The sequence below is a fragment of the Synechococcus sp. MIT S1220 genome (assembly GCF_047303025.1).
GTDB lineage: Bacteria > Cyanobacteriota > Cyanobacteriia > PCC-6307 > Cyanobiaceae > Parasynechococcus.
Window position 1 is genome coordinate 1 of the sequence record NZ_CP138939.1, and the last position, 22,033, is coordinate 22,033.

At 56.6% G+C, this 22,033-nt stretch carries 15 protein-coding genes, 2 tRNA genes and 3 rRNA genes; 8 read left to right on the plus strand and 12 right to left on the minus strand.

Features of this window, described 5'->3' with window-relative positions:
- Positions 1 to 264 precede the first annotated feature (264 nt).
- The 5 genes from rrf to SIB64_RS00025 form a co-directional block, all read right to left on the minus strand.
- A 5S ribosomal RNA gene (rrf, locus tag SIB64_RS00005) occupies positions 265 to 381 on the minus strand.
- Positions 382 to 490: 109 nt separating this feature from the next.
- Positions 491 to 3,356 (minus strand): 23S ribosomal RNA (locus SIB64_RS00010).
- A gap of 467 nt (positions 3,357 to 3,823) precedes the next feature.
- Positions 3,824 to 3,896 (minus strand) — tRNA-Ala (locus tag SIB64_RS00015).
- A gap of 9 nt (positions 3,897 to 3,905) precedes the next feature.
- A tRNA-Ile gene (locus tag SIB64_RS00020) sits at positions 3,906 to 3,979 on the minus strand.
- Positions 3,980 to 4,162: 183 nt separating this feature from the next.
- Positions 4,163 to 5,648, minus strand: a 16S ribosomal RNA gene (locus SIB64_RS00025).
- Together the 16S, 23S and 5S rRNA genes with 2 tRNA genes alongside form the textbook arrangement of a ribosomal RNA operon.
- Before the next feature lie 407 nt (positions 5,649 to 6,055).
- Here SIB64_RS00025 and SIB64_RS00030 point away from each other — a divergent pair.
- The gene (locus SIB64_RS00030; RefSeq protein ID WP_413441320.1) at positions 6,056 to 6,253 is read left to right on the plus strand and encodes a hypothetical protein; all 198 of its coding nucleotides are present in this window, start codon (positions 6,056 to 6,058) and stop codon (positions 6,251 to 6,253) included.
- Positions 6,254 to 6,423: 170 nt separating this feature from the next.
- Here SIB64_RS00030 and SIB64_RS00035 read toward each other — a convergent pair whose 3' ends face one another.
- Genes SIB64_RS00035 through SIB64_RS00050 form a run of 4 tightly spaced genes read right to left on the minus strand, consistent with a single transcriptional unit; the run spans position 6,424 to position 11,310 of the window.
- The gene (locus tag SIB64_RS00035) at positions 6,424 to 7,221 is read right to left on the minus strand and encodes an inositol monophosphatase family protein (RefSeq protein WP_413441321.1); all 798 of its coding nucleotides are present in this window, start codon (positions 7,219 to 7,221) and stop codon (positions 6,424 to 6,426) included.
- Positions 7,221 to 9,005: a TolC family protein gene (locus tag SIB64_RS00040; RefSeq protein ID WP_413441322.1), complete on the minus strand. Its 1,785-nt coding sequence runs from the start codon at positions 9,003 to 9,005 to the stop codon at positions 7,221 to 7,223. Before SIB64_RS00040 ends, SIB64_RS00035 begins: the two co-directional genes overlap by 1 nt.
- 24 nt (positions 9,006 to 9,029) lie before the next feature.
- The gene (locus SIB64_RS00045; protein ID WP_413441323.1) at positions 9,030 to 10,427 is read right to left on the minus strand and encodes a TIGR03279 family radical SAM protein; all 1,398 of its coding nucleotides are present in this window, start codon (positions 10,425 to 10,427) and stop codon (positions 9,030 to 9,032) included.
- Positions 10,428 to 10,446: 19 nt separating this feature from the next.
- On the minus strand, positions 10,447 to 11,310 hold the full coding sequence (locus tag SIB64_RS00050; protein WP_413441324.1) for an undecaprenyl-diphosphate phosphatase: 864 nt from the start codon (positions 11,308 to 11,310) through the stop codon (positions 10,447 to 10,449).
- 96 nt (positions 11,311 to 11,406) lie between these two features.
- On the opposite strand from SIB64_RS00050, the gene SIB64_RS00055 reads away from it, so the two are divergent.
- The 3 genes from SIB64_RS00055 to nadB all read left to right on the plus strand — a co-directional run bounded on the left by SIB64_RS00055 (position 11,407) and on the right by nadB (position 14,385).
- Positions 11,407 to 12,120, plus strand: coding sequence for a DUF3120 domain-containing protein (locus tag SIB64_RS00055; RefSeq protein ID WP_413441325.1), 714 nt, complete (start codon positions 11,407 to 11,409; stop codon positions 12,118 to 12,120).
- 117 nt (positions 12,121 to 12,237) lie between these two features.
- Complete coding sequence (gene psbU / locus SIB64_RS00060) at positions 12,238 to 12,645, plus strand: photosystem II complex extrinsic protein PsbU (RefSeq protein WP_413441326.1); 408 nt, start codon at positions 12,238 to 12,240, stop codon at positions 12,643 to 12,645.
- Positions 12,646 to 12,723: 78 nt separating this feature from the next.
- Positions 12,724 to 14,385, plus strand: coding sequence for an L-aspartate oxidase (gene nadB, locus SIB64_RS00065; protein WP_413441327.1), 1,662 nt, complete (start codon positions 12,724 to 12,726; stop codon positions 14,383 to 14,385).
- 1 nt (position 14,386) lies between these two features.
- On the opposite strand, the gene SIB64_RS00070 is transcribed toward nadB, so the two are convergent.
- Positions 14,387 to 15,316: a vitamin K epoxide reductase family protein gene (locus tag SIB64_RS00070; RefSeq protein WP_413441328.1), complete on the minus strand. Its 930-nt coding sequence runs from the start codon at positions 15,314 to 15,316 to the stop codon at positions 14,387 to 14,389.
- Between the two features lie 67 nt (positions 15,317 to 15,383).
- Between SIB64_RS00070 and rimO the strand changes: the two genes are divergently transcribed.
- From rimO to SIB64_RS00085, 3 genes are all read left to right on the plus strand, one after another.
- Positions 15,384 to 16,778 carry a 30S ribosomal protein S12 methylthiotransferase RimO gene (rimO, locus tag SIB64_RS00075; protein ID WP_413441329.1) on the plus strand — a complete coding sequence of 465 codons (1,395 nt, stop codon included), beginning with the start codon at positions 15,384 to 15,386 and terminating at the stop codon, positions 16,776 to 16,778.
- Complete coding sequence (locus SIB64_RS00080; protein ID WP_413441330.1) at positions 16,775 to 18,004, plus strand: MFS transporter; 1,230 nt, start codon at positions 16,775 to 16,777, stop codon at positions 18,002 to 18,004. The genes rimO and SIB64_RS00080 overlap by 4 nt, the downstream gene beginning before the upstream one ends.
- A gap of 226 nt (positions 18,005 to 18,230) precedes the next feature.
- The gene (locus SIB64_RS00085; RefSeq protein WP_413442789.1) at positions 18,231 to 19,805 is read left to right on the plus strand and encodes a B12-binding domain-containing radical SAM protein; all 1,575 of its coding nucleotides are present in this window, start codon (positions 18,231 to 18,233) and stop codon (positions 19,803 to 19,805) included.
- Positions 19,806 to 20,095: 290 nt separating this feature from the next.
- On the opposite strand, the gene SIB64_RS00090 is transcribed toward SIB64_RS00085, so the two are convergent.
- Complete coding sequence (locus tag SIB64_RS00090) at positions 20,096 to 20,506, minus strand: DUF4346 domain-containing protein (RefSeq protein WP_413441331.1); 411 nt, start codon at positions 20,504 to 20,506, stop codon at positions 20,096 to 20,098.
- A gap of 9 nt (positions 20,507 to 20,515) precedes the next feature.
- A complete protein-coding gene (locus SIB64_RS00095; protein ID WP_413441332.1) occupies positions 20,516 to 21,691 on the minus strand; it encodes a GNAT family N-acetyltransferase in 1,176 nt (391 codons plus the stop codon).
- Here SIB64_RS00095 and SIB64_RS00100 point away from each other — a divergent pair.
- The gene (locus SIB64_RS00100) at positions 21,665 to 22,006 is read left to right on the plus strand and encodes a hypothetical protein (RefSeq protein WP_413441333.1); all 342 of its coding nucleotides are present in this window, start codon (positions 21,665 to 21,667) and stop codon (positions 22,004 to 22,006) included. The two genes, SIB64_RS00095 and SIB64_RS00100, sit on opposite strands and share 27 nt — an antisense overlap.
- Positions 22,007 to 22,033 lie beyond the last annotated feature (27 nt).

Genomic DNA, 22,033 nt, shown 5'->3' on the forward strand with positions numbered 1-22,033 from the left:
TGAGGAGCGCCGGACGAAATTTGAAACGGCGATGAGGCACGCGCCAGATCTTTCTTGCTTTAACGCTACATGGTCAAACACCACTCCACAGCAGAGCCCACGAGACCAGTGATCCCTGGGACAAACAAGTCTTCAAGGGCGTGGATCAAGACATTAAGAAAGCCACCTCGATCATGAGGTGGCTACGTTCATCTTTTCCGAAAGAGTGACAGCAACTACCAACGTCTTTCATCATGATGTTTCTGACTGTTGAAAAAATGTTTTACCTGGCATCGAGCTATTTTCTCAGGGGGCTACCCCCCAAATATCGTCGCCGCTGATGCGTTTCACAACCGAGTTCGAGATGGATCGGAGTGGTTCCACATCGCCATGGACACCAGGATAGAAACATTCTCAGAGGTTGAACCCTGAGAACTGCATAGGATCTGCAAGCTTACGCTGCGCGTCTGAATCAAACAAAGAATTGAGTCTTCAGGCAAGAACCAAAATGTTGGTCAAGCCCTCGGTCTATTAGTACTCCTCCGCTGCATCCATTACTGGACTTCCACGTAGAGCCTATCAACGGGTGTTCTTCCCGTGACCTTACTGGGTTACCCCATGGGAACACTCATCTTGAGGTGGGCTTCCCACTTAGATGCTTTCAGCGGTTATCCACTCCGCACATGGCTACCCAGCGTTTACCGTTGGCACGATAACTGGTACACCAGAGGTGCGTTCCTCCCGGTCCTCTCGTACTAGGGAGAAATCCTCTCAATGTTCCTGCGCGTACACCGGATATGGACCGAACTGTCTCACGACGTTCTGAACCCAGCTCGCGTACCGCTTTAATGGGCGAACAGCCCAACCCTTGGGACCGACTTCAGCCCCAGGTTGCGATGAGCCGACATCGAGGTGCCAAACCTCCCCGTCGATGTGAACTCTTGGGGGAGATCAGCCTGTTATCCCTAGAGTAACTTTTATCCGTTGAGCGACGGCCCTTCCACTCAGAACCGTCGGATCACTAAAGCCGACTTTCGTCCCTGTTCGACTTGTAGGTCTCACAGTCAAGCTTCCTTCTGCTTTTGCACTCGTCAGCTGATTTCCAACCAGCCTGAGGAAACCTTTGCGCGCCTCCGTTACCTTTTAGGAGGCGACCGCCCCAGTCAAACTGCCCACCTGATACTGTCCGCTCCCCGGATAACGGGTGAACGTTAGAACCCTAGCTCTGAAAGAGTGGTATCTCACCAGTGACTAACTCATACCCACAAGCATGAGATCAACGTCTCCCACCTATCCTGCGCATTCAGAGCCCGAGCACAATACCAAGCTACAGTAAAGCTTCATAGGGTCTTTCTGTCCGGGTGTACGTAGTCCGCATCTTCACAGACAATTCTATTTCGCCGAGCCTCTCTCCGAGACAGCGCCCAGATCGTTACGCCTTTCGTGCGGGTCGGAACTTACCCGACAAGGAATTTCGCTACCTTAGGACCGTTATAGTTACGGCCGCCGTTCACCGGGGCTTCAGTCGCCAGCTTCGCTTACGCTGACCGGCTTCCTTAACCTTCCGGCACTGGGCAGGCGTCAGCCCCCATACATCGTCTTGCGACTTAGCGGAGACCTGTGTTTTTGGTAAACAGTCGCCTGGGCCTCTTCACTGCGACCAGCTCTCGCTGGCACCCCTTCTCCCGAAGTTACGGGGCCATTTTGCCGAGTTCCTTAGAGAGAGTTACCTCGCGCCCCTCGGTATTCTCTACCACCCCACCTGTGTCGGTTTCGGGTACTGGCAGTCATGCCTTAACGGGTATAGAGCTTTTCTTGGAAGCTTGACATCACCAACTTCGCTGCCGTAGCAGCTCGTACTCACGCCTCAGCTCGGAACGTTTTCGCCGCTCCTCAACGCCTCGAACGCTTGAACCAGTAACCAACGTCTGGCTTGGCTAGCCTTCTCCGTCCCTCTTCCCAAAACATGACCGGTACAGGAATGTTGACCTGTTATCCATCGACTACGCCTTTCGGCCTCGCCTTAGGTCCAGACTAACCCTCCGCGGACGAGCCTGCCGGAGGAACCCTTAGGGTTTCGGGGCATGGGATTCTCACCCATGTTTTCGCTACTCAAGCCGACATTCTCACTTCCATACAGTCCACGTCCGCTCACGCTAACGCTTCGCCCCGTATGGAACGCTCCCCTACCATAAATCCGCAGCTTCGGTACAACGCTTAGCCCCGTTCATTTTCGGCGCAGGATCCCTCGACCAGTGAGCTATTACGCACTCCTTTGAGGATGGCTGCTTCTAGGCAAACCTCCTGGTTGTCTGTGGAATCCCACCTCCTTTATCACTTAGCGTTGATTTGGGGACCTTAGCTGGCGGTCTGGGCTGTTTCCCTCTTGACCATGGAGCTTATCCCCCACAGTCTGACTGCCTGACTACACACAGGGTATTCAGAGTTCATCTCGATTTGGTACCGCTCTCGCAGCCCGCACCGAAATGGTGGCTTTACCCCCCTGCTGGAGCATCAGACGCTACGCCTCAACGTATTTCGGGGAGAACCAGCTAGCTCCGGGTTCGATTGGCATTTCACCCCTAACCACAGCTCATCCGCTGATTTTTCAACATCAGTCGGTTCGGACCTCCACTTGGTATCACCCAAGCTTCATCCTGGCCATGGTTAGATCACCCGGGTTCGGGTCTATAAACACTGACAAGCGCCCTATTCAGACTCGCTTTCGCTATGGCTCCACCATTTCCGGTTTAACCCGCCAGTGCCTATAAGTCGCCGGCTCATTCTTCAACAGGCACACGGTCACCCTATGAGTAGGGCTCCCATTGCTTGTAAGCTCACGGTTTCATGTTCTATTTCACTCCCCTCCCGGGGTTCTTTTCACCTTTCCCTCGCGGTACTGTTGCGCTATCGGTCACACAGGAGTACTTAGCCTTACGAGGTGGTCCTCGCAGATTCACACGGAATTTCACGTGCTCCGTGCTACTCGGGATACAGCTAGGTCAGTTCAGTTTTCAGTTACGGGGCTTTCACCCTCTGTGGCGTGCCATTCAAACACTTCTCCTAACATTCCTGATCCACGTTGCTGTCCCACAACCCCGATGGTCGAAACCATCGGTTTAGGCTCTTCCCCGTTCGCTCGCCGCTACTCAGGGAGTCGTTTTTACTTTCCTTTCCTCCAGCTACTAAGATGTTTCAGTTCGCTGGGTTGGCTCGTGCCAGCCTATGGATTCAGCTGGCCGTACTAGGGGTTGCCCCATTCGGAAATTCCCGGATCAAAGCGTGCTTCCAGCTCCCCGAGACTTATCGCAGGTAACCACGTCCTTCATCGCCTCTGTGTGCCAAGGTATCCACCGTGAGCCCTTTGTAGCTTGACCAATTAACCTCTTAAACGCTTACCGCCGTTGAAAGCAGATTTTCATGTTTTTTAATTCAGTTTTCACTGAAATAAAAAACAAAATCAAACTCTGACTCGCTCGACACGAATCAAAGAACGCTTAAGAGTCTCGGCTCTTGCTCAAAAGAATTTTCATTGTTATGGATTCAATCCCTCTTTCGAGAGCTTGAACTCAAAACAATGCATCCATGAGATGCTTTGTTTTTTCCAGACTTACCTATGCAGTTGTCAAGGTTCTGCTAGACATCAAATTCAGCTTGCTGATTACTCAACAAACTAAAATTTGAGCCCAGCATCTTATCAACTCAACATCAAAATACTTTCATTGAAAGCATCCTGATCTTCAGAATGACAGGAAGCTGGGTTCACATCCAGCGGACATATCTAAATCACACTCCAATCGAGCTCAACTCCAACAATTTGGAGATAGGGATAAAGTTCGGTCAGTGGAGGTTAGGAGACTCGAACTCCTGACATCCTGCTTGCAAAGCAGGCGCTCTACCAACTGAGCTAAACCCCCAACACCGAATGGGCCATCCTGGACTTGAACCAGGGACCTCACCCTTATCAGGGGTGCGCTCTAACCACCTGAGCTAATGGCCCAGGAGTCTCATCCCTTTTGGGGTGTGACCTAGACAAAGTTTAGGAACTGAAAATCTCCATCAAGCACGACACATTTCTGCATCATCTTGATTTCAAATCTGAGGTACCGATCGACCTAAGGTGACAGGATTTCGGCCTAAGAATAAAAATACTCAGGCATCAAAATCGTTGTTTGTCTCCCTGTTAGGAGGTGATCCATCCGCACCTTCCGGTACGGATACCTTGTTACGACTTCACCCCAGTCATCAGCCCCACCTTCGACGTCCTCCTCCACAAGGGTTGGAGTAACGGCTTCGGGCGTGGCCAACTTCCATGGTGTGACGGGCGGTGTGTACAAGGCCCGGGAACGTATTCACCGCAGTATGCTGACCTGCGATTACTAGCGATTCCTCCTTCACGTAGGCGAGTTGCAGCCTACGATCTGAACTGAGCCACGGTTTATGGGATTTGCTTGTCCTCGCGAACTTGCTGCCCTTTGTCCGTAGCATTGTAGTACGTGTGTAGCCCAGGATGTAAGGGGCATGATGACTTGACGTCATCCACACCTTCCTCCGGTTTATCACCGGCGGTCTCTCTAGAGTGCCCAACTAAATGCTGGCAACTAAAGACGTGGGTTGCGCTCGTTGCGGGACTTAACCCAACATCTCACGACACGAGCTGACGACAGCCATGCACCACCTGTCTCTGCGCTCCCGAAGGCACTCTCTCGTTTCCAAGAGATTCGCAGGATGTCAAACCCTGGTAAGGTTCTTCGCGTTGCATCGAATTAAACCACATACTCCACCGCTTGTGCGGGCCCCCGTCAATTCCTTTGAGTTTCACACTTGCGTGCGTACTCCCCAGGCGGAACACTTAACGCGTTGGCTACGACACCGAGGGGGTCGATTCCCCCGACACCTAGTGTTCATCGTTTACGGCCAGGACTACAGGGGTATCTAATCCCTTTCGCTCCCCTGGCTTTCGTCCATGAGCGTCAGTGATGGCCCAGCAGAGCGCCTTCGCCACTGGTGTTCTTCCCGATATCTACGCATTTCACCGCTACACCGGGAATTCCCTCTGCCCCTACCACACTCAAGCCCAACAGTTTCCACTGCCATGATGGAGTTAAGCTCCACGCTTTAACAGCAGACTTGAAAGGCCGCCTGCGGACGCTTTACGCCCAATAATTCCGGATAACGCTTGCCACTCCCGTATTACCGCGGCTGCTGGCACGGAATTAGCCGTGGCTTATTCCTCAAGTACCGTCAGATCTTCTTCCTTGAGAAAAGAGGTTTACAGCCCAGAGGCCTTCATCCCTCACGCGGCGTTGCTCCGTCAGGCTTTCGCCCATTGCGGAAAATTCCCCACTGCTGCCTCCCGTAGGAGTCTGGGCCGTGTCTCAGTCCCAGTGTGGCTGATCATCCTCTCAGACCAGCTACTGATCGATGCCTTGGTGAGCCATTACCTACACCAACTAGCTAATCAGACGCGAGCTCATCCTCAGGCGAAATTCATTTCACCTTGCGGCATATGGGGTATTAGCGGCCGTTTCCAACCGTTATCCCCCTCCTGAGGGCAGATTCTCACGCGTTACTCACCCGTCCGCCACTAACCCGAAGGTTCGTTCGACTTGCATGTGTTAAGCACGCCGCCAGCGTTCATCCTGAGCCAGGATCAAACTCTCCGTTGTAGTTCATATCCTCTTGTAACTTGAACAATCTCTCGCTCAAATTACTCAACATGAATTGCCTCACCCACATCTCAGTTCAACACTGATTGCAGTTGATGCCTCCTTCTCGCTGACACAAAAAGGGTTCTTAAGAGTGCACATTCAGATCTCTCGTTCTGTGACTTTCCAGGATCTCAGATCCGGTTGTTGCTCCATCATTCGCACACCGACAACAACAAAGCTCGTGAAAACTTTGTCGTTGCAGCGAATAACTTCGACGCAACGAAATTTTTTGACGGGACCTCACACCTTTATCGCTTCTTCATTCAGCCTTCAATTCACATCTCACCAAACTTTCGTTTGATCAAACATCAACTCAAGACCAAACGCGATAAAAGCGTCAGTTCCTAAACTTTTCAATTGTCCAGGTGCAATCAGCTCTGTTCACTTCCCCCTCTCAGGAGTCGCGCTGGCTGATCAACGCGGCCGTTTCCAACCGCTTGTTGAACCTACAACACCGTGGAATTGCTCCATCTGGTCTTGTCTGTTCCTCAGCGGCCGTTTCCAACCGCTTGTTGAACCTACAACACCGGGGATTGCTCCCTCTGGCCTTGTCTGTTCCCTAAGACGCACAAAGACTTTCGTCCCCATGCTCCTCAGACTGCACACAAGCCTCGCAGCTCCTGCGCAGTCCAAAACTATAAACCACGTTGCTACGAGGGCGCAACCTTTTGCCCCAACCATCCCAAATCATTCCCCCTTGTCCCTTGCAAGCAAAGCCTTCTGCTCCGACGCTTCAACTCAGCACCAACGCTTCACCCCACGGCAACAAACGCGACAGCTCAGACCAAGACCCCGCCGCCAGCATTGGAAAACTCGCCTGCGACAGATCCTGACCGGGCTGCAAACCCGACGGATCTTCCCCCAGCCAGCGGATCGGACAGCCCAATTCCTCCAGCACCAGCCACGCAGCTGCTAAATCCCAAATCTTGGGACTTGCCTCCAACGCTCCAAACGTCTGACCCATCCCCACATTCACCAAATTCAGACTGGCAACGCCCAACAAGCGAATCTTTCCGGGAAATCTCTGCTCCGGTTTCCTCTGCAACACACGTATCGAGCGACTGCAAAGCGACACGCACGCACTCCTTGAGGCCTTCCGGGTCTCCGGCGTCACGACCTGGCCATTCCGTCTCACTCCACGACCACGCAATCCCTCGATTCGTTGACCCATCGCTGGTACATCCAGGAAGACCTCACTGGGGCGACCGTCGACAAATCGCGCAACTGAAATCCCCCAATAGGGAATACCTGCAGCAAAGTTGGTGGTGCCATCCAAGGGGTCAACCACCCAGAAAGCCCGAGATTGCGGGACAGATTGCGACCCCTCCTCACTGAGGACTCCTTCACCGGGTGCGATCTGCGAGATGCCCTCAACGAAGGCTGTATCGCTCCAGCGATCGCAAGCTGTTATCAACGTGCCATCCGGTTTGACATCGGACGCGATGTGGCCGAAATCCTGTCTCTGGCGCTCTGAGACACGGTCGATCAGTTTGTGGATGGCGCCCAGTTGGTCGGAACTGAGCACATGCATCACCAGAGAGGTTGCACTGGCAGCGTATCGCCATCGACATTGTCAGCTGCACTGATCACCGCAGGGCAAGCCGAGGGGATGGAGGTGGGCTCGATCGGTATGTCCGAGATCTCGGACTCTGCCTTGGTGGCAGGACGATTGGGGGTCCCGCACGGAAGAAGAGCATCAAGACCGGTGCGACGCCGCAGTTCGGCAAGGCTGGTGTTGTAGGTGCGAATGGCATCGGTGTAAGCGAGCTCTGCCCTGGTGAGATCCTGCTGATTGTTGATCACCTCTCGCTGTGTGCTGACGCCGGCCTGAACCCGAAGCAGAGAAAGACGCAAGGATTCCCTTGAAGTGAGAACACGACTGGAGGTCGTCTGGATGTTCTGGATGGACTTCCTGAGCTCGAAGAAGCTCTGCTCCACCTCGAGCCGGATGGAATCGCGTTCGGAAGCGAAGTTGAAGGCGCTCTCTTCAGCAGCTTGTTTTGATTGGCGATAGTCAGCGCGAGCGCGTCCACCGTCGTACAAATTCCAACGGAGCTGGAGGGACGTGGCATTGCTCACATCCCACTGATAGTCATCCATATCCACAGCACCCCAAGACCCTCGTCCGCTCTGACCGTCTGTGCGGGAGGTGGTCCAGTTGTTAACAAAGGTGAGGACGGGTTGAATCGCTGCGAGTGAAGCGTTGGCCCGGCTGTTGTTGATCGAGATATCGAGAATCAACTGGTCGAGTTCTTCGCGGTAGTTGTAGGCGGCGATGATGCTTTCCTGAAGCGAAGGTTCCCATAAACCGAGTGGCTGGGGGGGGGTCGCTGCTGTAGGGGTCACATCCTGCGGAAGATCAAGCAGAAATGCCAGCTGGCGTCTGGCGAGGTCCTGACGAGCCAGGTAATCCGTGAGAATTTTACGGTCTTCGGCGAGCTGCGTTTCCGCTTCAAGCACATCCAATTTGGTGTTGACACCAGCGTTGAAACGCGCCCTTGCATCGCGGAGGCTGAGCAGAGACGCCTTGACGGAAGCCTGACCAACACGCACGCCTTCATCGGCGGACTGCAACGCGAAATAGCCACTTGAAGCCTGAAGACGCAAATCTCTCAAGGCAATCAGATAGGCATCACGCGTTCTCTCGAAGTTATCCCGGGCAAGAGCAATCTGAGGAACCCGGGCCGGATCGATGATGTTCCAATTGACTGCAGCACCAAAATTGACGGCCCACTGGCGGGCATAGAACTCATTTTGACCGTCGATGGTTCGCTCTGGAGTGACTTGGCCAAACGGCCCAGTCTGAGCAGGGATGGTGCGCCTGGTGAATTCAGGATTGCGATATCTGTAACTCTTGAAATATTGGGGAAAACCGTTGGCCTGAAGACTCACCGTTGGATACCAGGCGGAAATTGCGGCCCGCAGCCGTGATTTGGCTTGATCAACACGGCTTGCAGCCGCTTTGAGCGAAGGACTGTTGACTTCAACAACCTCAAGCGCCTGATCCAGGGTGAGGGGACGCAGTTCCCGAATCCGAACTTGTTCCGATTGATTCGGCAGCGCGAGGCTGGGGGGAGCCTTGAGATCCTTTACATCATCGGGAAGGGTTGTGGCCGCGGGTGGAAGCGCCGAGGGATCAGCCTTGGGCCGTGGACCCTTCAGATAAATAGCATTCGGCAGGATCTCCTGATCATGCCGATACGTGGCGTTGTCCTGTTCAGGGGTCTCTTGTTCAGGAGCCTGCGCAAAAGCGGACGAACCGCCAGTCACCAGTAGTCCCGCAACAAGACAGGAAGCTGCGGTGAAGCGGCGCACGGCACAACAAAATCTGGCCGGAGCTTAGGGAGTTTTTCCTACTGATCTGAGAGCAGAGGCCACGATGTCAGCCGCCCCATGCACCACCCGTACGGGCACAGGCAGGCGTTCGCGCAGCTCATCAAGCGTCATGTCGTCCAGGAAAACAGGCTGCCCCTGGCGCAACATCACCGAGGGCAACAGAAGCTGATCCCCCAGATCCCGACCCTCGAGTCCATCGAGGAGGTCCTGACCGGTGAGAAGACCTGTGACAACCTGATCTTGCCCCCAATAGGGGCTGGGCAGTCCGATCAACTGAAAGGACACCCCCTCCACGGCGTTGAGACGATCGGCAACCGACTGAAGTGCGCAGTCGACAATCCGGCCCACGACCCAGCTTGAGCGACAGGACACTTCAACGCGCGGTGGCAAATCCTGCGTCGCCTGATCAAGGGATTCGAGAAACGCGCGAATGCTCCCCACGCCGTTTTCCTGCTGAGGCAAATCCTCATAGTCAGGACGAGGGGGCAGCGGCCGGTCTGCCATCAGGTACCACTCATCGGACAGCCAGGCGAAACGGGTTCCGAGCATGCGTTGGAACTCCAACTGTCGTGCTTCCACACTGGCGATCACGGCAGCTGCGCAGGCTCGATTCACCGGGACCAGTCCATCGTCAGCGGGGCGAAACCGGGTCAGGCCGACGGGTACGACAGCAGCGGACAAAACAGCAGGCCAATCACCACCGGCGAAACGGGATAGATCGGTGAGTGTTCGCGTCAATGCCTCCCCATCGTTTAGTCCAGGACACACCACTACCTGAGCGTGAATCTGGAGATCACGCTCTGCAAACCAGGCGATCTGTTCCATCAACAAACCAGCACGCGGGTTCTTCAACAAGCGAGAGCGAAGCTGCGGCTCCGTGGCATGCACCGAGACGAACAGCGGTGACAAACGCTGCGAGGCGATGCGATCCCAGTCGGCATCCGTCAGGTTGGTGAGGGTCAGGTAGGAGCCGTATAAAAAACTCAGTCGGTAATCGTCATCTTTCAAATAGAGGCTGTCCCGTCGACCGGGGGGCTGTTGGTCGATGAAACAAAACGGACAGTGGTTGTTGCACTGGCGCAGGCCATCGAAGAGCGCTTCGGTGAACGCCAAGCCGAGCCCATCGTCCGCATCCTTCTCCAGGGCGACCTGATGGTGAACCCCATCGGCGTCGCAGATTTCAAGGTGCAACTCCTCATCGACGCAGAGGTAGCGGTAATCGATCAGATCCCGGGGCCGAATGCCATTGATGCTGAGCAGCTGATCTCCGGGTTCAAACCCCAGCTCTGCTCCGATCGAGCCTGGTTCAACGGAATCCACAACAGCAGGCTTCGGCTGCCGACTGGCGCGATCCGGTTCCAATGCCGACACCGCGACACCGGCGGAAGGTTCATTCCACAAAGGGCTGCTGGCGTTTACTTCAGTTTGCGCCGTCAATGGACCACCAGACCAGCAACACAACACCGAACACGAGGCGATAGCCCACAAAAATCCAGGTGCTATGGCGCTGCAGGAATTTCAGCAACCAATCGATCGCCAGCCAGGAGACAAGAGCGGCTGAGCTGATTCCGACTAGCAAGGGCAGCGGACCGGAGCTGGCACTGCTGGCAAAGGCATCCTTGAGTTCAACAAGGCCAGCGATGGTGATGGCGGGAATGCCGAGCAAAAACGAAAAACGTGCTGCATCAGGACGTTGCCAGCCGTCGAACAGCGACGCAGTCAGGGTGCTGCCGGATCTCGACACCCCTGGGATCAGTGCGAGGCACTGAGCCAAACCGATCACGAGACCATCACGGCCCGCTACATCGGTGAGCTGCTTGATCCGAGGGCCGTAGCGCTCGGCCAGGGCCAGCAGAACGGCCATCACAATTGAGACGATCGCGATCGATGGCACGCTTCGCAACGGGGAAGTCTCATAACCGGAATCCCAAAACAGTTTGATCCCGAGACCAATGGCCAGGATCGGCACTGTGCCGAGTGCCATGGCCAGCCCAAGGCGTGCATCTGGTTCACGCCACTGTCCATGCCGCATGGCTCTAGAGATGCCTCGGAGCACCTGAAGCAGATCAACCCGGAAGTAGGCGATCACCGCCACGATGCTCCCCAGTTGAATCGCCGCGGTAACAGACACACCGGGATCCCCCCAACCCAGCAGCACCGGAACGGCCTTCAGATGGGCCGTACTGCTGATCGGAAGGAACTCGGTCAGTCCCTGAACGACACCCAAGAGAAGGTCGCGCCAGCAGGCTTCAAGGAGGCTCAGGGGTGTCACCGGATCGGCCATGGAGTCCTCAGAACGCGGTGACGTTATGCCCGACGCAGCCTTTGGAGATGTCTTCTAAGGTTCCTGGACTTTTATCGCGTCGCAAGGAGTTCAACGTTGATCGGTGGAACCTGGCTCAACACAGTTCCCGATCGCAAGACGACCACTGCGCTGCCCCAGCTTGCAGCGGCCATGGTTGTCCTCCCCGTATTTTTGCAGGCGCCCTGGGTGCGCATCCACCCTTTTTCAGCTGCTGTCTTCACGGCAGTCTTGATTGTCGCAGGAGTGCTGCTTCATCGTTCTAATTGCGAACGTCGAGCTGAAATCGGATCCCTGCTGGTTGGCTTCAGTGGCAGCTGGCTTGCGGGCTGTGTGTTCTGGGGATGGATGCGGGCTCATCCACTACTCCATCTGCCGATCGAGGCCTTTGCACTTCCTTTGGCACTAACCGGTCTTAACAGCAAATGGCGACTGGCAGCTGCCTTTTACCTTGCATCTCTAGCTGGCACGGCCTGCACCGATCTCACCATGGCGCTCACCGGCGTTATGCCGTTCTGGCCAGCTGTTGTAAATGCTCCTCTGGGGGAGGCTTCGCAGCTCCTCCACGAGGCTGCCTCTCAGCTGATGAAACCCCAGCAGCTGCTGATCCTTATTGCCGCTTCCGGGTCACTTCTGAGTGCTTCCCGATGGCTTAAGGAGCTTGACCTCAACAGTGCAACAGCCTCTCAGACCTATGCCATGACGGCATCCGTTCTCACCACAACACTCTTTATTGACGGCCTCTTCCTGTTGGCGGCACTCCTTCAACCAGGGCTGAGTGGATTGATCTGAGTGAAACGAACTGCAAAAGCTCTAGCGATCAACAGCTTGGGAAGGGAAACCGACTTGTAGTCTTCCCGGGACCGGCAATGCCGGATGCCCCGTTCCGATTCCTGACGGAGAGTTGTGATGAAGCGGCTTCTGACCTGGCTGACCGGTGTCGTGCTGATGACTGGCCTAATTGCAGGCCTCACCCTTCCAGCGAGCGTCCATGCAGAGGACGATCTGGTCGGAAAGTATTCCGGAAATGAAATCCGCAACGTGGTCGACGACAAGATCGCCGAGCGTGAAGGCAAGGTGGATCTGAACAATTCGTCAGTACGACGCTTCCAGCAGTTCCCTGGCATGTATCCCACCATGGCTGGGAAGATCGTGCTGGGTGGCCCCTACAACAGCGTTGACGATGTTCTCGAACTCGATCTGAGTGAGCGTCAGAAAGAGTTGTTCAGCAAGTACCGCGACAACTTCACTGTGACTCCACCAGCGATCGCCCTCAATGAAGGGGATGACCGAATCAATGATGGGCAGTACCGCTGATCGGCAAGAGTCCTACGAGACAGGCCACAATTCGGTACTTGAAACCGTCGGACAACCGGCGGTTTTTTTTGATTCCTGATGGATTCACCCCGCTCCCACGACCCGATTCCCTCCTGCACTTGGGATGTGGTTGTCGTGGGTGCCGGTGCAGCCGGATTGATGAGTTGCCTTGAACTCCCCAAGCATCTCAGCGTACTTCTGCTGAACCGGAACACCGGGCGCCGTTCGTCCAGCCGCTGGGCCCAGGGAGGCATCGCAGCGGTGACCAGGGCGGAGGACAGCGCCGAAAGCCATGCCGAAGACACAAGACGTGCCGGGGCGGGACTCTGCGACGCCGATGCCGTGCGACTGCTAGTGGACCGCGCCCCGCATGTGGTGGAGAGGCTGCAAAGCCTGGGAATGGCCTTCGACCGGGATGGTGCAGATCTGGCAACAACCCTCGAAGCAGCCCACAGCCATCACAGAGTGCTGCATGTGCAGGACCGCACCGGGAAAGCCCTGGTGGAAGTCTTGCAGGATCGCCTGGAAGAACGGGATGGACTGCTGCACCGCCGCGGTGTGCGGGTCACAGCGCTCTGGGTTGAAGACCAACGCTGCTGTGGTGTTCAGGTGCTGGATGGACCCAAGCTTCATTGGATCCGAGCACGGGCGGTGGTGTTGGCCAGCGGCGGCGGTGGGCATCTGTTCGCCAATACCACCAATCCCGCCCAGGCCTGTGGCGAAGGCGTGGCACTCGCCTGGCAAGCAGGGGCCTCGGTAGAGGATCTGGAGTTCGTTCAATTTCACCCCACAGCCCTTCGATTGGAGGATGCTCCCTGTTTCCTGATCTCTGAAGCGGTCCGCGGCGAGGGCGGGGTGTTGGTGGACGCCACCGGATCAAGTCCTGTGAGCCATTTGGAACAGCGTGATCTCGCTCCCAGGGATCGGGTGAGTCGGGCACTGGTGCAATCCATGCAACGCCAAAACGTTGGCCAGATGTGGCTTGATTTTTCGCCGATCCAGCGTGAGCGAGCGGAAGCCCGCTTCCCAACCATCCTTGATCGCTGCGGTGAATTCGGACTCAACCCACTCGAGCGCCCCATTCCTGTGGCACCGGCGGCCCATTACTGGATGGGTGGTGTCGCAACAGACCTACAGGCCGCAACCAGCCTGCCTGGGCTTTATGCCGTGGGGGAAGTGGCCTGTACCGGCCTGCATGGTGCCAATCGCCTGGCCAGCAACTCACTGATGGAATGCCTGGTGTTTGCCAACCAAATGACTGCGATCGAGCTCGAGCCGCAGCAGCAGGGCCCAACAGGGACAGCACCGCTGATCTGTGACCATCCGCTGCGGACCGACGAAAGCCCCACCGGTCTGATCGAACGGATCGAACGGTTGCGACAACTTTGTTGGAAAGAAGTGGGAGTGGACCGCTCGGTTCGAGGCATGACGCATGCCTTGAATCAGCTGCGGGTGGACCGGTGCCTGTTGGATGCTCAGCCACTTCTTCAAGCCCAAGACCAACTCCAGCCTTTTCAGACCATGACTCTGGAGGGGGGATCACGGCGCGACCTGAACCTGCTGCTGGATTTCAGTCACCGGTTGCTGGTCAGCCGTCTGATGCTGGAGGCCTGCCTGTTCAGGAAAGAAAGCCGCGGGGGGCATTTTCGAACCGACGCCCCAAGCCCCCTACCGCAATGGCAATGCCATACGCGGCAGAGTAGGGCGGAGGGCATTCGAACCCGGCCGGTTCGAAGCTGACTCAAAAATCGGTGCTGCCCTGGTAACCGCTGAGTTGAGCCAGCTCCTCAAGGGGTTTCACACCTGAATCAAGGTTGCCGTCGATCTCCCAGCTGGGGAATCCTTGAACACCTTTGCTTTGGCAGAGCTGGGCCTGGTTGTTCTGCCCATCCGGTGCACATTCGATCACCGTGAGCGCCGCAACCGCCTCCTTCCCAAACATCTCCTTCTGGTCGTGGCAATGGCGGCACCAATAGGCGGTGTAGACCACGGCTCCTGTGCTGGCCAGGTGCTGAGCCAGAGCCAGCTTTGCCGGTGAGCTCACACTTTCGACAGGCTTCGCTGCGCTTGGATCAAGAGACGGTGCACCAGCACGCTCAGGGTCAAGAACGGACGACCAGATCAACCCCCCCATCAACACAGCCAGGGCAAGAAGAATCCCTCGAAAAATCAACTGACCCAGATCATCCCAACCACCACCCACAACGGAAAGGATGAACAGCGAAAGGGAGAGAACACCGGAGAGGACGCAGAAGAAACAAAAGGCCTGGATCTTGAACACCATCAAGCCCAGCAAAACACCGCTGAACACAGCCATGCCGAGAGACACACCGAACAGCCCCCACCAGGTGCGCCGCGACAGGTCCGCCTTGTTCTCCTGAAGGCCAGGAAGCAGCGGCAGCACGGCCAGCAACAACACCGTGATGTAAGCAAGCAGACCCACAAACGACAGCGGAATATCTGCAGCGACCGTTCCCCAGGCGCTGTTCAGAACTTTGTCGCAGCCATCGGCACCCATCGGACAATTGAGATCGCCGAGCAGACCCCAGCGCTTCAGGGTGATGGAACCGGTATCAATAATTCCGATTGTGGCCAGCACGGCCATCACAATGCGGGGCCACTTGAACCCCTGATCCTGGCGACGACGACTGGAAAGACGGGTGGCGCCCATCCGAAGCTTTCAAATAGTGGAAGTTTGGCAGCATCAGCTGCCGGTTGGTGTCTCCGTAGGGTGAGCAATGGCCCGCGGTGCATCGATGACGAGCTCTCTCACCAAACCGACCGTGGCCTTTGCCCATCTGGGCTGCGAAAAGAACCGGGTTGACACGGAGCACATGGTGGGTCTGCTGGCCGATGCCGGCTACGGGGTCAGCAGCGACGAGCGTGATGCAGCCGTGGTGGTCGTAAACACCTGCAGCTTTATCCAGGACGCCCGTGAAGAATCGGTGCGCACCCTCGTGGACCTGGCTGAACAGGGGAAGGAGCTGATCATCGCCGGATGTCTGGCACAACATTTCCAGGATGAACTTCTCGACTCCATTCCTGAAGCGAAGGCGATCGTCGGCACCGGCGACTACCAGCACATCGTGGAGGTGTTGCAACGGGTGGAAGCGGGCGAACGAGTGAACCGCGTCAGCGCCGTTCCCACCTTTGTGGGAGATGAACATCTTCCGCGTCAGCGCACCACTGATCAGGCCGTGGCCTTCTTGAAAGTGGCGGAAGGCTGTGATTACCGCTGTGCGTTCTGCATCATCCCAAAGCTGCGTGGCAAGCAGCGAAGTCGACCGATCGAATCGATCGTGGCGGAAGCGCACCAGCTGGCAGAGCAGGGGGTGCAGGAATTGATCCTGATCAGCCAGATCACAACCAATTACGGCCTCGATCTTTATGGCAAACCCAAACTGGCAATACTGCTGAGGGCCCTAGGTGAGGTGGAGATCCCCTGGATCCGCGTGCACTACGCCTACCCAACCGGCCTCACGCCAGACGTGCTCGCCGCTTATCGGGAGGTCGCCAATGTTGTGCCCTATCTGGATCTGCCGTTGCAGCACAGCCACCCGGAGGTGTTGCGGGCGATGAACCGGCCCTGGCAAGCGGATGTGAATGAACGTTTGCTGGATCAGATCCGTGCGCAGCTCCCCGATGCCGTGCTGCGCACCACGCTGATCGTGGGATTCCCTGGTGAAACCGAAACACACTTTGAGCATCTAGCGGAATTCCTACGCAGCCAGCGTTTTGATCATGTGGGGGTGTTCACCTTCTCTCCGGAAGACGGCACGGCTGCCGCCGACCTGCCAGCCCGCGTGGATCCAGAGGTGGCGCAAGGCCGCAAGGATGCCTTGATGGCTCTGCAGCAATCGATCTCAGCGGAGCAGAACCAACGCTGGGTGGGCCGCACTGTGGACGTGCTGATCGAGCAGCTCAACCCAGATACCGGGGAGATGATTGGCCGCTGCGCCCGATTCGCGCCTGAGGTGGATGGTGAAGTGCATGTGCAGGCAGCGGAGGATGGCCAACGGGCTGCACCCGGAATGCTTGTTCCCGTTGAGATCACAGGGGCCGACATCTATGACCTAAGCGGCAGGATCGTGGGCGCACGCGCCATGGTGGCGGCAGCAAGAGCCCACGCTTGACCCGACTCCCCCTGAGCCCAGAGCAACAACGCAAGCTGTTCCTGGTCGCCTCCGGCATCAGCACCGCAGGCTCCTTCGCGGGGATCACCGCCAAGGGCTACATCCTGATGAAGGGGGGAGTTGACCCCATTGTTCTGGCCCTGAATTTCGCGGCCCTGTCCTTGCCGAGCCTGTTGATCAGCGGGCCAGCCGGGGTTCGGACCGATCGCATTGGTTGTGAACGGGTGCTGATTCAGGCCCAGTGGGCCTTGCTTGCAGCTGCCACATTGGGGGCCCTAGCGATCCCGATGCTGACCGGTACGGCCCAGGTGGTGCTGCTGCTTACCAGCACCTTGCTGGCGGGCATCGCCGGCACCTATGAGCTGACGGCTCGCAACAAATACTGCTCAATCCTGGTTGAAGAATCAGATCAACTTGCCGGGTACCTCACCAGCTTCTCCGTGGTATTTAACGTGGGCAAGCTGGTTGGCCCCCCCATCGGAGGCTGGCTCGTGGTTGCCACGGGCCAGGCCTGGGCTCTCGGCATCGATGCCGCGAGCTATCTGCTACCAATCGCCAGTGTGATGTTTCTGCTGAGGCCAGACCGCAGCCGTGAAGTCCGCAGTGCCGAGGGGGCGCAGGCCAGCCTGGTGAATGCCTGGACAAGCTGCGGCAGCACGCTGCGTGGTGTACTCATGCTTACGGCCCTGCTGTGCTTGGTGGGTTTCTTCCATCCCGGGTTGGCACCCCTGATCGCCTTTGAACTCCTCGGCGACAAGGCGACGGACCTTGGACTCTTCACCAGTGTTCTTGCGGCAGGGAGCATCACCGGCGGCGTGGTGCTGCAACGGAACAGTGCGGTGTTCTGCAGACGCCCGTTTCAAACACTGGCCGGATTCGGCCTAATCACTGCGGTGGCCCAAATGGGAATGGCGCGATCTCCCAATGCTGGTTTCAGTCTTGTGATGGCGTTTCTGATCGGTGCCGGTACCGCTGGACTGTTGAGCAGTTGCAATCTGATCACCCAAATCGGGTCACCTCAGGTGATGCGGGGACGGATGGCAGGTTTGAGCCAGATCGCTTTTCTGGGCGGTGGAGGGCTGAGCGGGCTCCTCGTTGCAGGGCTCGTCTCCGTGAGTGATTTATCGACGGCCTTTGCCCTGACAGGGGGTGTGAGTGCCGCAGTCGCAGTCATCTGGATCAAGCGCCGCGGTGATCAACTGCTGGCGCCGGTCAGATCAACTTGATTCCCTTGAGGAGTTTTGTGAGCACAAAAGCAGTGACCAGACCAGTTGCAACGAACCCCAAATAGATGCCTACGGCCATGTGCAAGTAAAGAGGTGACCACTATTAGATCAGAGTTCAGGCTGGAGTCTTGGCATTGCGCTTAGTGTTCATGGACTGATGTCACCTGATTTAGCAGGTGATTGCATCCCGGGCTCACCGGACCCCAATCCCTATCGGCCCGCTGACATGCGCACCCTATTCATCTACCCCGAGTTTCCGAAGACCTTCTGGAGTTACGAGAAGATCCTCGAGCTCGTGAACCGAAAGGTTCTGCTCCCTCCCCTTGGGATGTGCACAGTGGCAGCGCTGCTGCCCCAGGAATGGGAGATGAAGCTGGTGGATCGCAACGTTCGCGAGGTCACCAAAGCGGAATGGGATTGGGCCGAGATGGTGATCATCTCCGGAATGATCGTCCAGAAAGACGATATGGCCGTTCAGATTTCCCGCGCAAAGGAGCGCGGACTTCCTGTGGCCGTTGGCGGGCCCTACGCCAGTTCCACCCCGGATGCGCCCGAGCTTGATCAGGCGGATTTCAAGGTGCTCGACGAGGGCGAAATCACCCTGCCGATGTTCCTGGAAGCACTGGAGCGTGGTGAAACCGGTGGCCGGTTCACAGCGGAAGGTGACAAACCTGATGTGACGGCAACGCCGATTCCACGCTTCGATCTACTGCAGCTCGATGCGTACGACTCAATGAGCGTGCAGTTCTCAAGGGGCTGCCCGTTCAACTGCGAGTTCTGCGACATCATCGTTCTCTATGGCCGCAAGCCGCGCACCAAAACTCCTGAACAGCTGATCGCCGAACTTCAGTATCTGCACGATCTGGGCTGGCGCCGTTCGATCTTCCTGGTAGACGACAACTTCATCGGCAACAAACGCAACGCCAAGCTGCTTTTGCCTCAGATCCGCATCTGGCAGGAGGAACGGGGCTACCCGTTCAGCTTCGCCACCGAAGCCTCCGTCGATCTGGCCGACGATGAGGAGATGATGCGGATGATGCATGAAGCACGCTTTGAAAGTGTGTTCCTCGGCATCGAAACGCCCGATGAAGCCAGTCTGGAAACCGCAAGAAAAATCCAAAACACCCGCAATCCCCTCGATGCGGCCGTGGATCGGATCACCGCCAACGGAATCCGTGTGATGGCGGGCTTCATCATCGGTTTCGATGGTGAGAAGGATGGAGCGGGCCGCCGCATCGTTGATTTCGTGACGCGTACCGGTATTCCCGCCGCGATGATGGGGATGTTGCAGGCCCTGCCGAAAACAGCTCTCTGGGCTCGACTGGAGCGAGAAGGCAGGCTGATCCAGGGTGAGGACGCGGCCAAAGGGGTGAATCAAACCAACCTGCTCAATTTCAAACCCACCCGGCCGATTCGCGACATTGCCAATGAATATGTGGAGGCGTTCTGCGCGCTTTACGAGCCGAATGCCTACATGGATCGGGTGTACAGCTACTACCTGAAGATGGGCGCACCACGCTGGAAAGGGACAGCCAAATTACCCACATTCACCGATATCAAAGCTCTCAGCATCGTTGTTTGGCGGCAGGGCGTCAAACGCAACACTCGCAGCCGCTTCTGGCGTTACATGATCGGCATGGCCCGCCAGAATCCTGCACTGCTGGAACAGTTCCTTGTGGTGCTTGCCCACAATGAGCACTTCCTGGAGTACCGATCCATCGTTCAGCGTGAAATACGGGAGCAACTGGAATCCCTGCCACCGGAGGAGCCCACAACCAAAAAAGAACTACAACCAGTTTAAGAAGCAATTAACCAAAAGTCAGACCTTTTTAAGTCAAATTGCTTGACAAATTTTTTGTAACTTGCAAGCCAATTAACCTAATTTATCATAAAACTATATTTTTACTCCTCATTATTGCATAGCTGTCTCTTTTACAATTTCTGCTAATAATGAAAACAGGAATGCAAGCCATCATTTTCATCGACAAACTATCCACTGATTCACGACAGCCAACCAATTCGCCTGCGACTTCAAACATGTTCGGAGAAAGCCCAAGGCAACCCTTCAGCCGTAAAAAAGCTTGAGTTGCGTTAATCCTGCTCATAGACGCTCCCCTCTCTTAAACACTGCTCGGCTTTCTGCAACTCTCTTCCGAGATAGAGGGCATGATCCAGACGGCTCAGCGGATGGGGGCCTTCACCTTCGGTGAGTTGAATCCCGATCTCCTTGGCGCTACGACCGCGATACACGGCTGAAGCTGCGCGAGGGCCATGGCCGCCTTTTTTGCAGCTCAGCACTTCGCCGGTGTCTGAATCACGGGCCAGGCCCTTCTCATCAATGGTGTTGCCGAAGTGCTCCAACACCAGTTCACCCGCCTCAGCATCCAGCTTGATTAGGAAATAACCGCTGGGATCCAGGGCAATAAAGCGCTTGGAGAGGCGCTCATCCAGTGCATCGATTTCCGCAGCGCGGCTGGCGGGAGCTTCAGGGGTCTTGATCATCTTTTCAACCTACAAACTCAGCTCCGGCGCGTCCGCCTTAAACGGCAGGTCGGCGTTGATCGCCTCGATCTCCTGCAACGTGAGCCGATTCACATGCGGTAACCAGGCGCGGATCAAAGCATCCATCTGTGGCTCATACCAGCGATGCAGGCTGGCGCAAGGCTTGGCCACAAACCCCCTGCGGCGTTTATGGCTGCCGCCTGCCCCAGGGTCAAAGCTGTCGATTCCTCGCCTGATCGCCCATTCGATCGGTGCGTAGTAACAAACCTCGAAATGGAGGCAATCAATCTCCTCCTTACTCCCCCAGTAACGCCCCCAGAGCCGCTGACCATCCTGCACACACATCGACATCGCCACCGGCTCCCTCGGATCACCCCGATGCGCTGAAAACAGCACCACCTGATCGCGGTAGGCATCAGCTAAAGCCTCAAAGAAGGCCTCCTCGAGATATTTGCTGCCCCATGCTCCCCATCGCGCGCAGTGCTGCTCGTAAAAAGCATGCATCTGCTGCATCAGCTGCAGATCGAGCTGATCACCCGTTAAAGCCGTGATGCTGAGACCCGCCTTCTGCACCGCTTTGCGCTCCCGTTTGATGTTGCGCCGCTGGTTGGCATTGAATCCCCTCAAATAATCATCAAAGGAACAGGCTCCCCCCCGCCTCCAGAGGCTTTGTTGGTTGAGCCATGCCGCACATCCCGCCGCCTCGGCCAATGGTTGCCACTCCGAATCGACGTACAGAAAATTGCAGCTCAGGATTCTGTGTTGGGCGCAGAAGGCATCAATCGCTCGCAACAGCTCCGCCGTGAGCTGGCCGCCATCCTCTCCATCACGCACGTGGAAGCGATACCCCAACACCGGGCTGACTGGGCTCATCCCCAGCAGTTTCGGGTAGTAGCGCATGCCGAGGTCGGCAGCGAGCCGCGCGAAACTCTGATCAAAAACGAACTCCCCGTAACTGTGACCCTTTAGATAAAGAGGCGCCACGGCCACGGGAATGTCATCTCTCCAGAGCGCCAAATGGAACGGTTGCCAACCCTGCTCCGGAACAATGCTCCGCGATCGCTCCAATGCATCAAGCCAACCCCAGCGATAAAAGGGGATGGCCTGCTCACCCACCAGCGCTTGCCAGTGCTCCTCAGGGATCTCGCGGATCGACTGATGCCAGCGCACCGTAAGCGGAGTCATGGCAGCAACACCGCGGGCGGAACAGGTTCAGACCTTAACCAGCAGCTGGATGCAGGCAGGGCAGCGATCGCGACCGTGCTGGGTGGAAGCCTGGTGTTGATCTCCACTCCCGTGCACGCCGGGCTGTTACGGACAATGCTGAATGCAATCAAACCCAGGATCAAGCCGCAACTGGAGCAGGAATGCAGCCGACTGATCCGCCAAAGAGCTGTTTCGATCCGCCCCTTGATCGAAACAACCTGCTGGTGCCGGACGGAGCCGGCGAATGAATGCTTTGTGGAGGAAGCCAGCAAAACAGGGAGCGTGCTGGGGTGACTCACCGAACTGCTGTCCAGTTGTCTT

Excerpts from the sequence above, each read along its gene's own strand:
- SIB64_RS00035 (WP_413441321.1), bottom strand. The coding sequence starts at position 7,221 with ATGCATGTGCTCAGTTCCGACCAACTGGGCGCCATCCACAAACTGATC.
- SIB64_RS00050 (WP_413441324.1), bottom strand. The coding sequence starts at position 11,310 with ATGGCCGATCCGGTGACACCCCTGAGCCTCCTTGAAGCCTGCTGGCGC.
- psbU (WP_413441326.1), top strand. The coding sequence starts at position 12,238 with ATGAAGCGGCTTCTGACCTGGCTGACCGGTGTCGTGCTGATGACTGGC.
- nadB (WP_413441327.1), top strand. The coding sequence starts at position 12,724 with ATGGATTCACCCCGCTCCCACGACCCGATTCCCTCCTGCACTTGGGAT.
- SIB64_RS00070 (WP_413441328.1), bottom strand. The coding sequence starts at position 15,316 with ATGGGCGCCACCCGTCTTTCCAGTCGTCGTCGCCAGGATCAGGGGTTC.
- rimO (WP_413441329.1), top strand. The coding sequence starts at position 15,384 with ATGGCCCGCGGTGCATCGATGACGAGCTCTCTCACCAAACCGACCGTG.
- SIB64_RS00085 (WP_413442789.1), top strand. The coding sequence starts at position 18,231 with ATGCGCACCCTATTCATCTACCCCGAGTTTCCGAAGACCTTCTGGAGT.
- SIB64_RS00090 (WP_413441331.1), bottom strand. The coding sequence starts at position 20,506 with ATGATCAAGACCCCTGAAGCTCCCGCCAGCCGCGCTGCGGAAATCGAT.
- SIB64_RS00100 (WP_413441333.1), top strand. The coding sequence starts at position 21,665 with ATGCCAGCGCACCGTAAGCGGAGTCATGGCAGCAACACCGCGGGCGGA.
- SIB64_RS00095 (WP_413441332.1), bottom strand. The coding sequence starts at position 21,691 with ATGACTCCGCTTACGGTGCGCTGGCATCAGTCGATCCGCGAGATCCCT.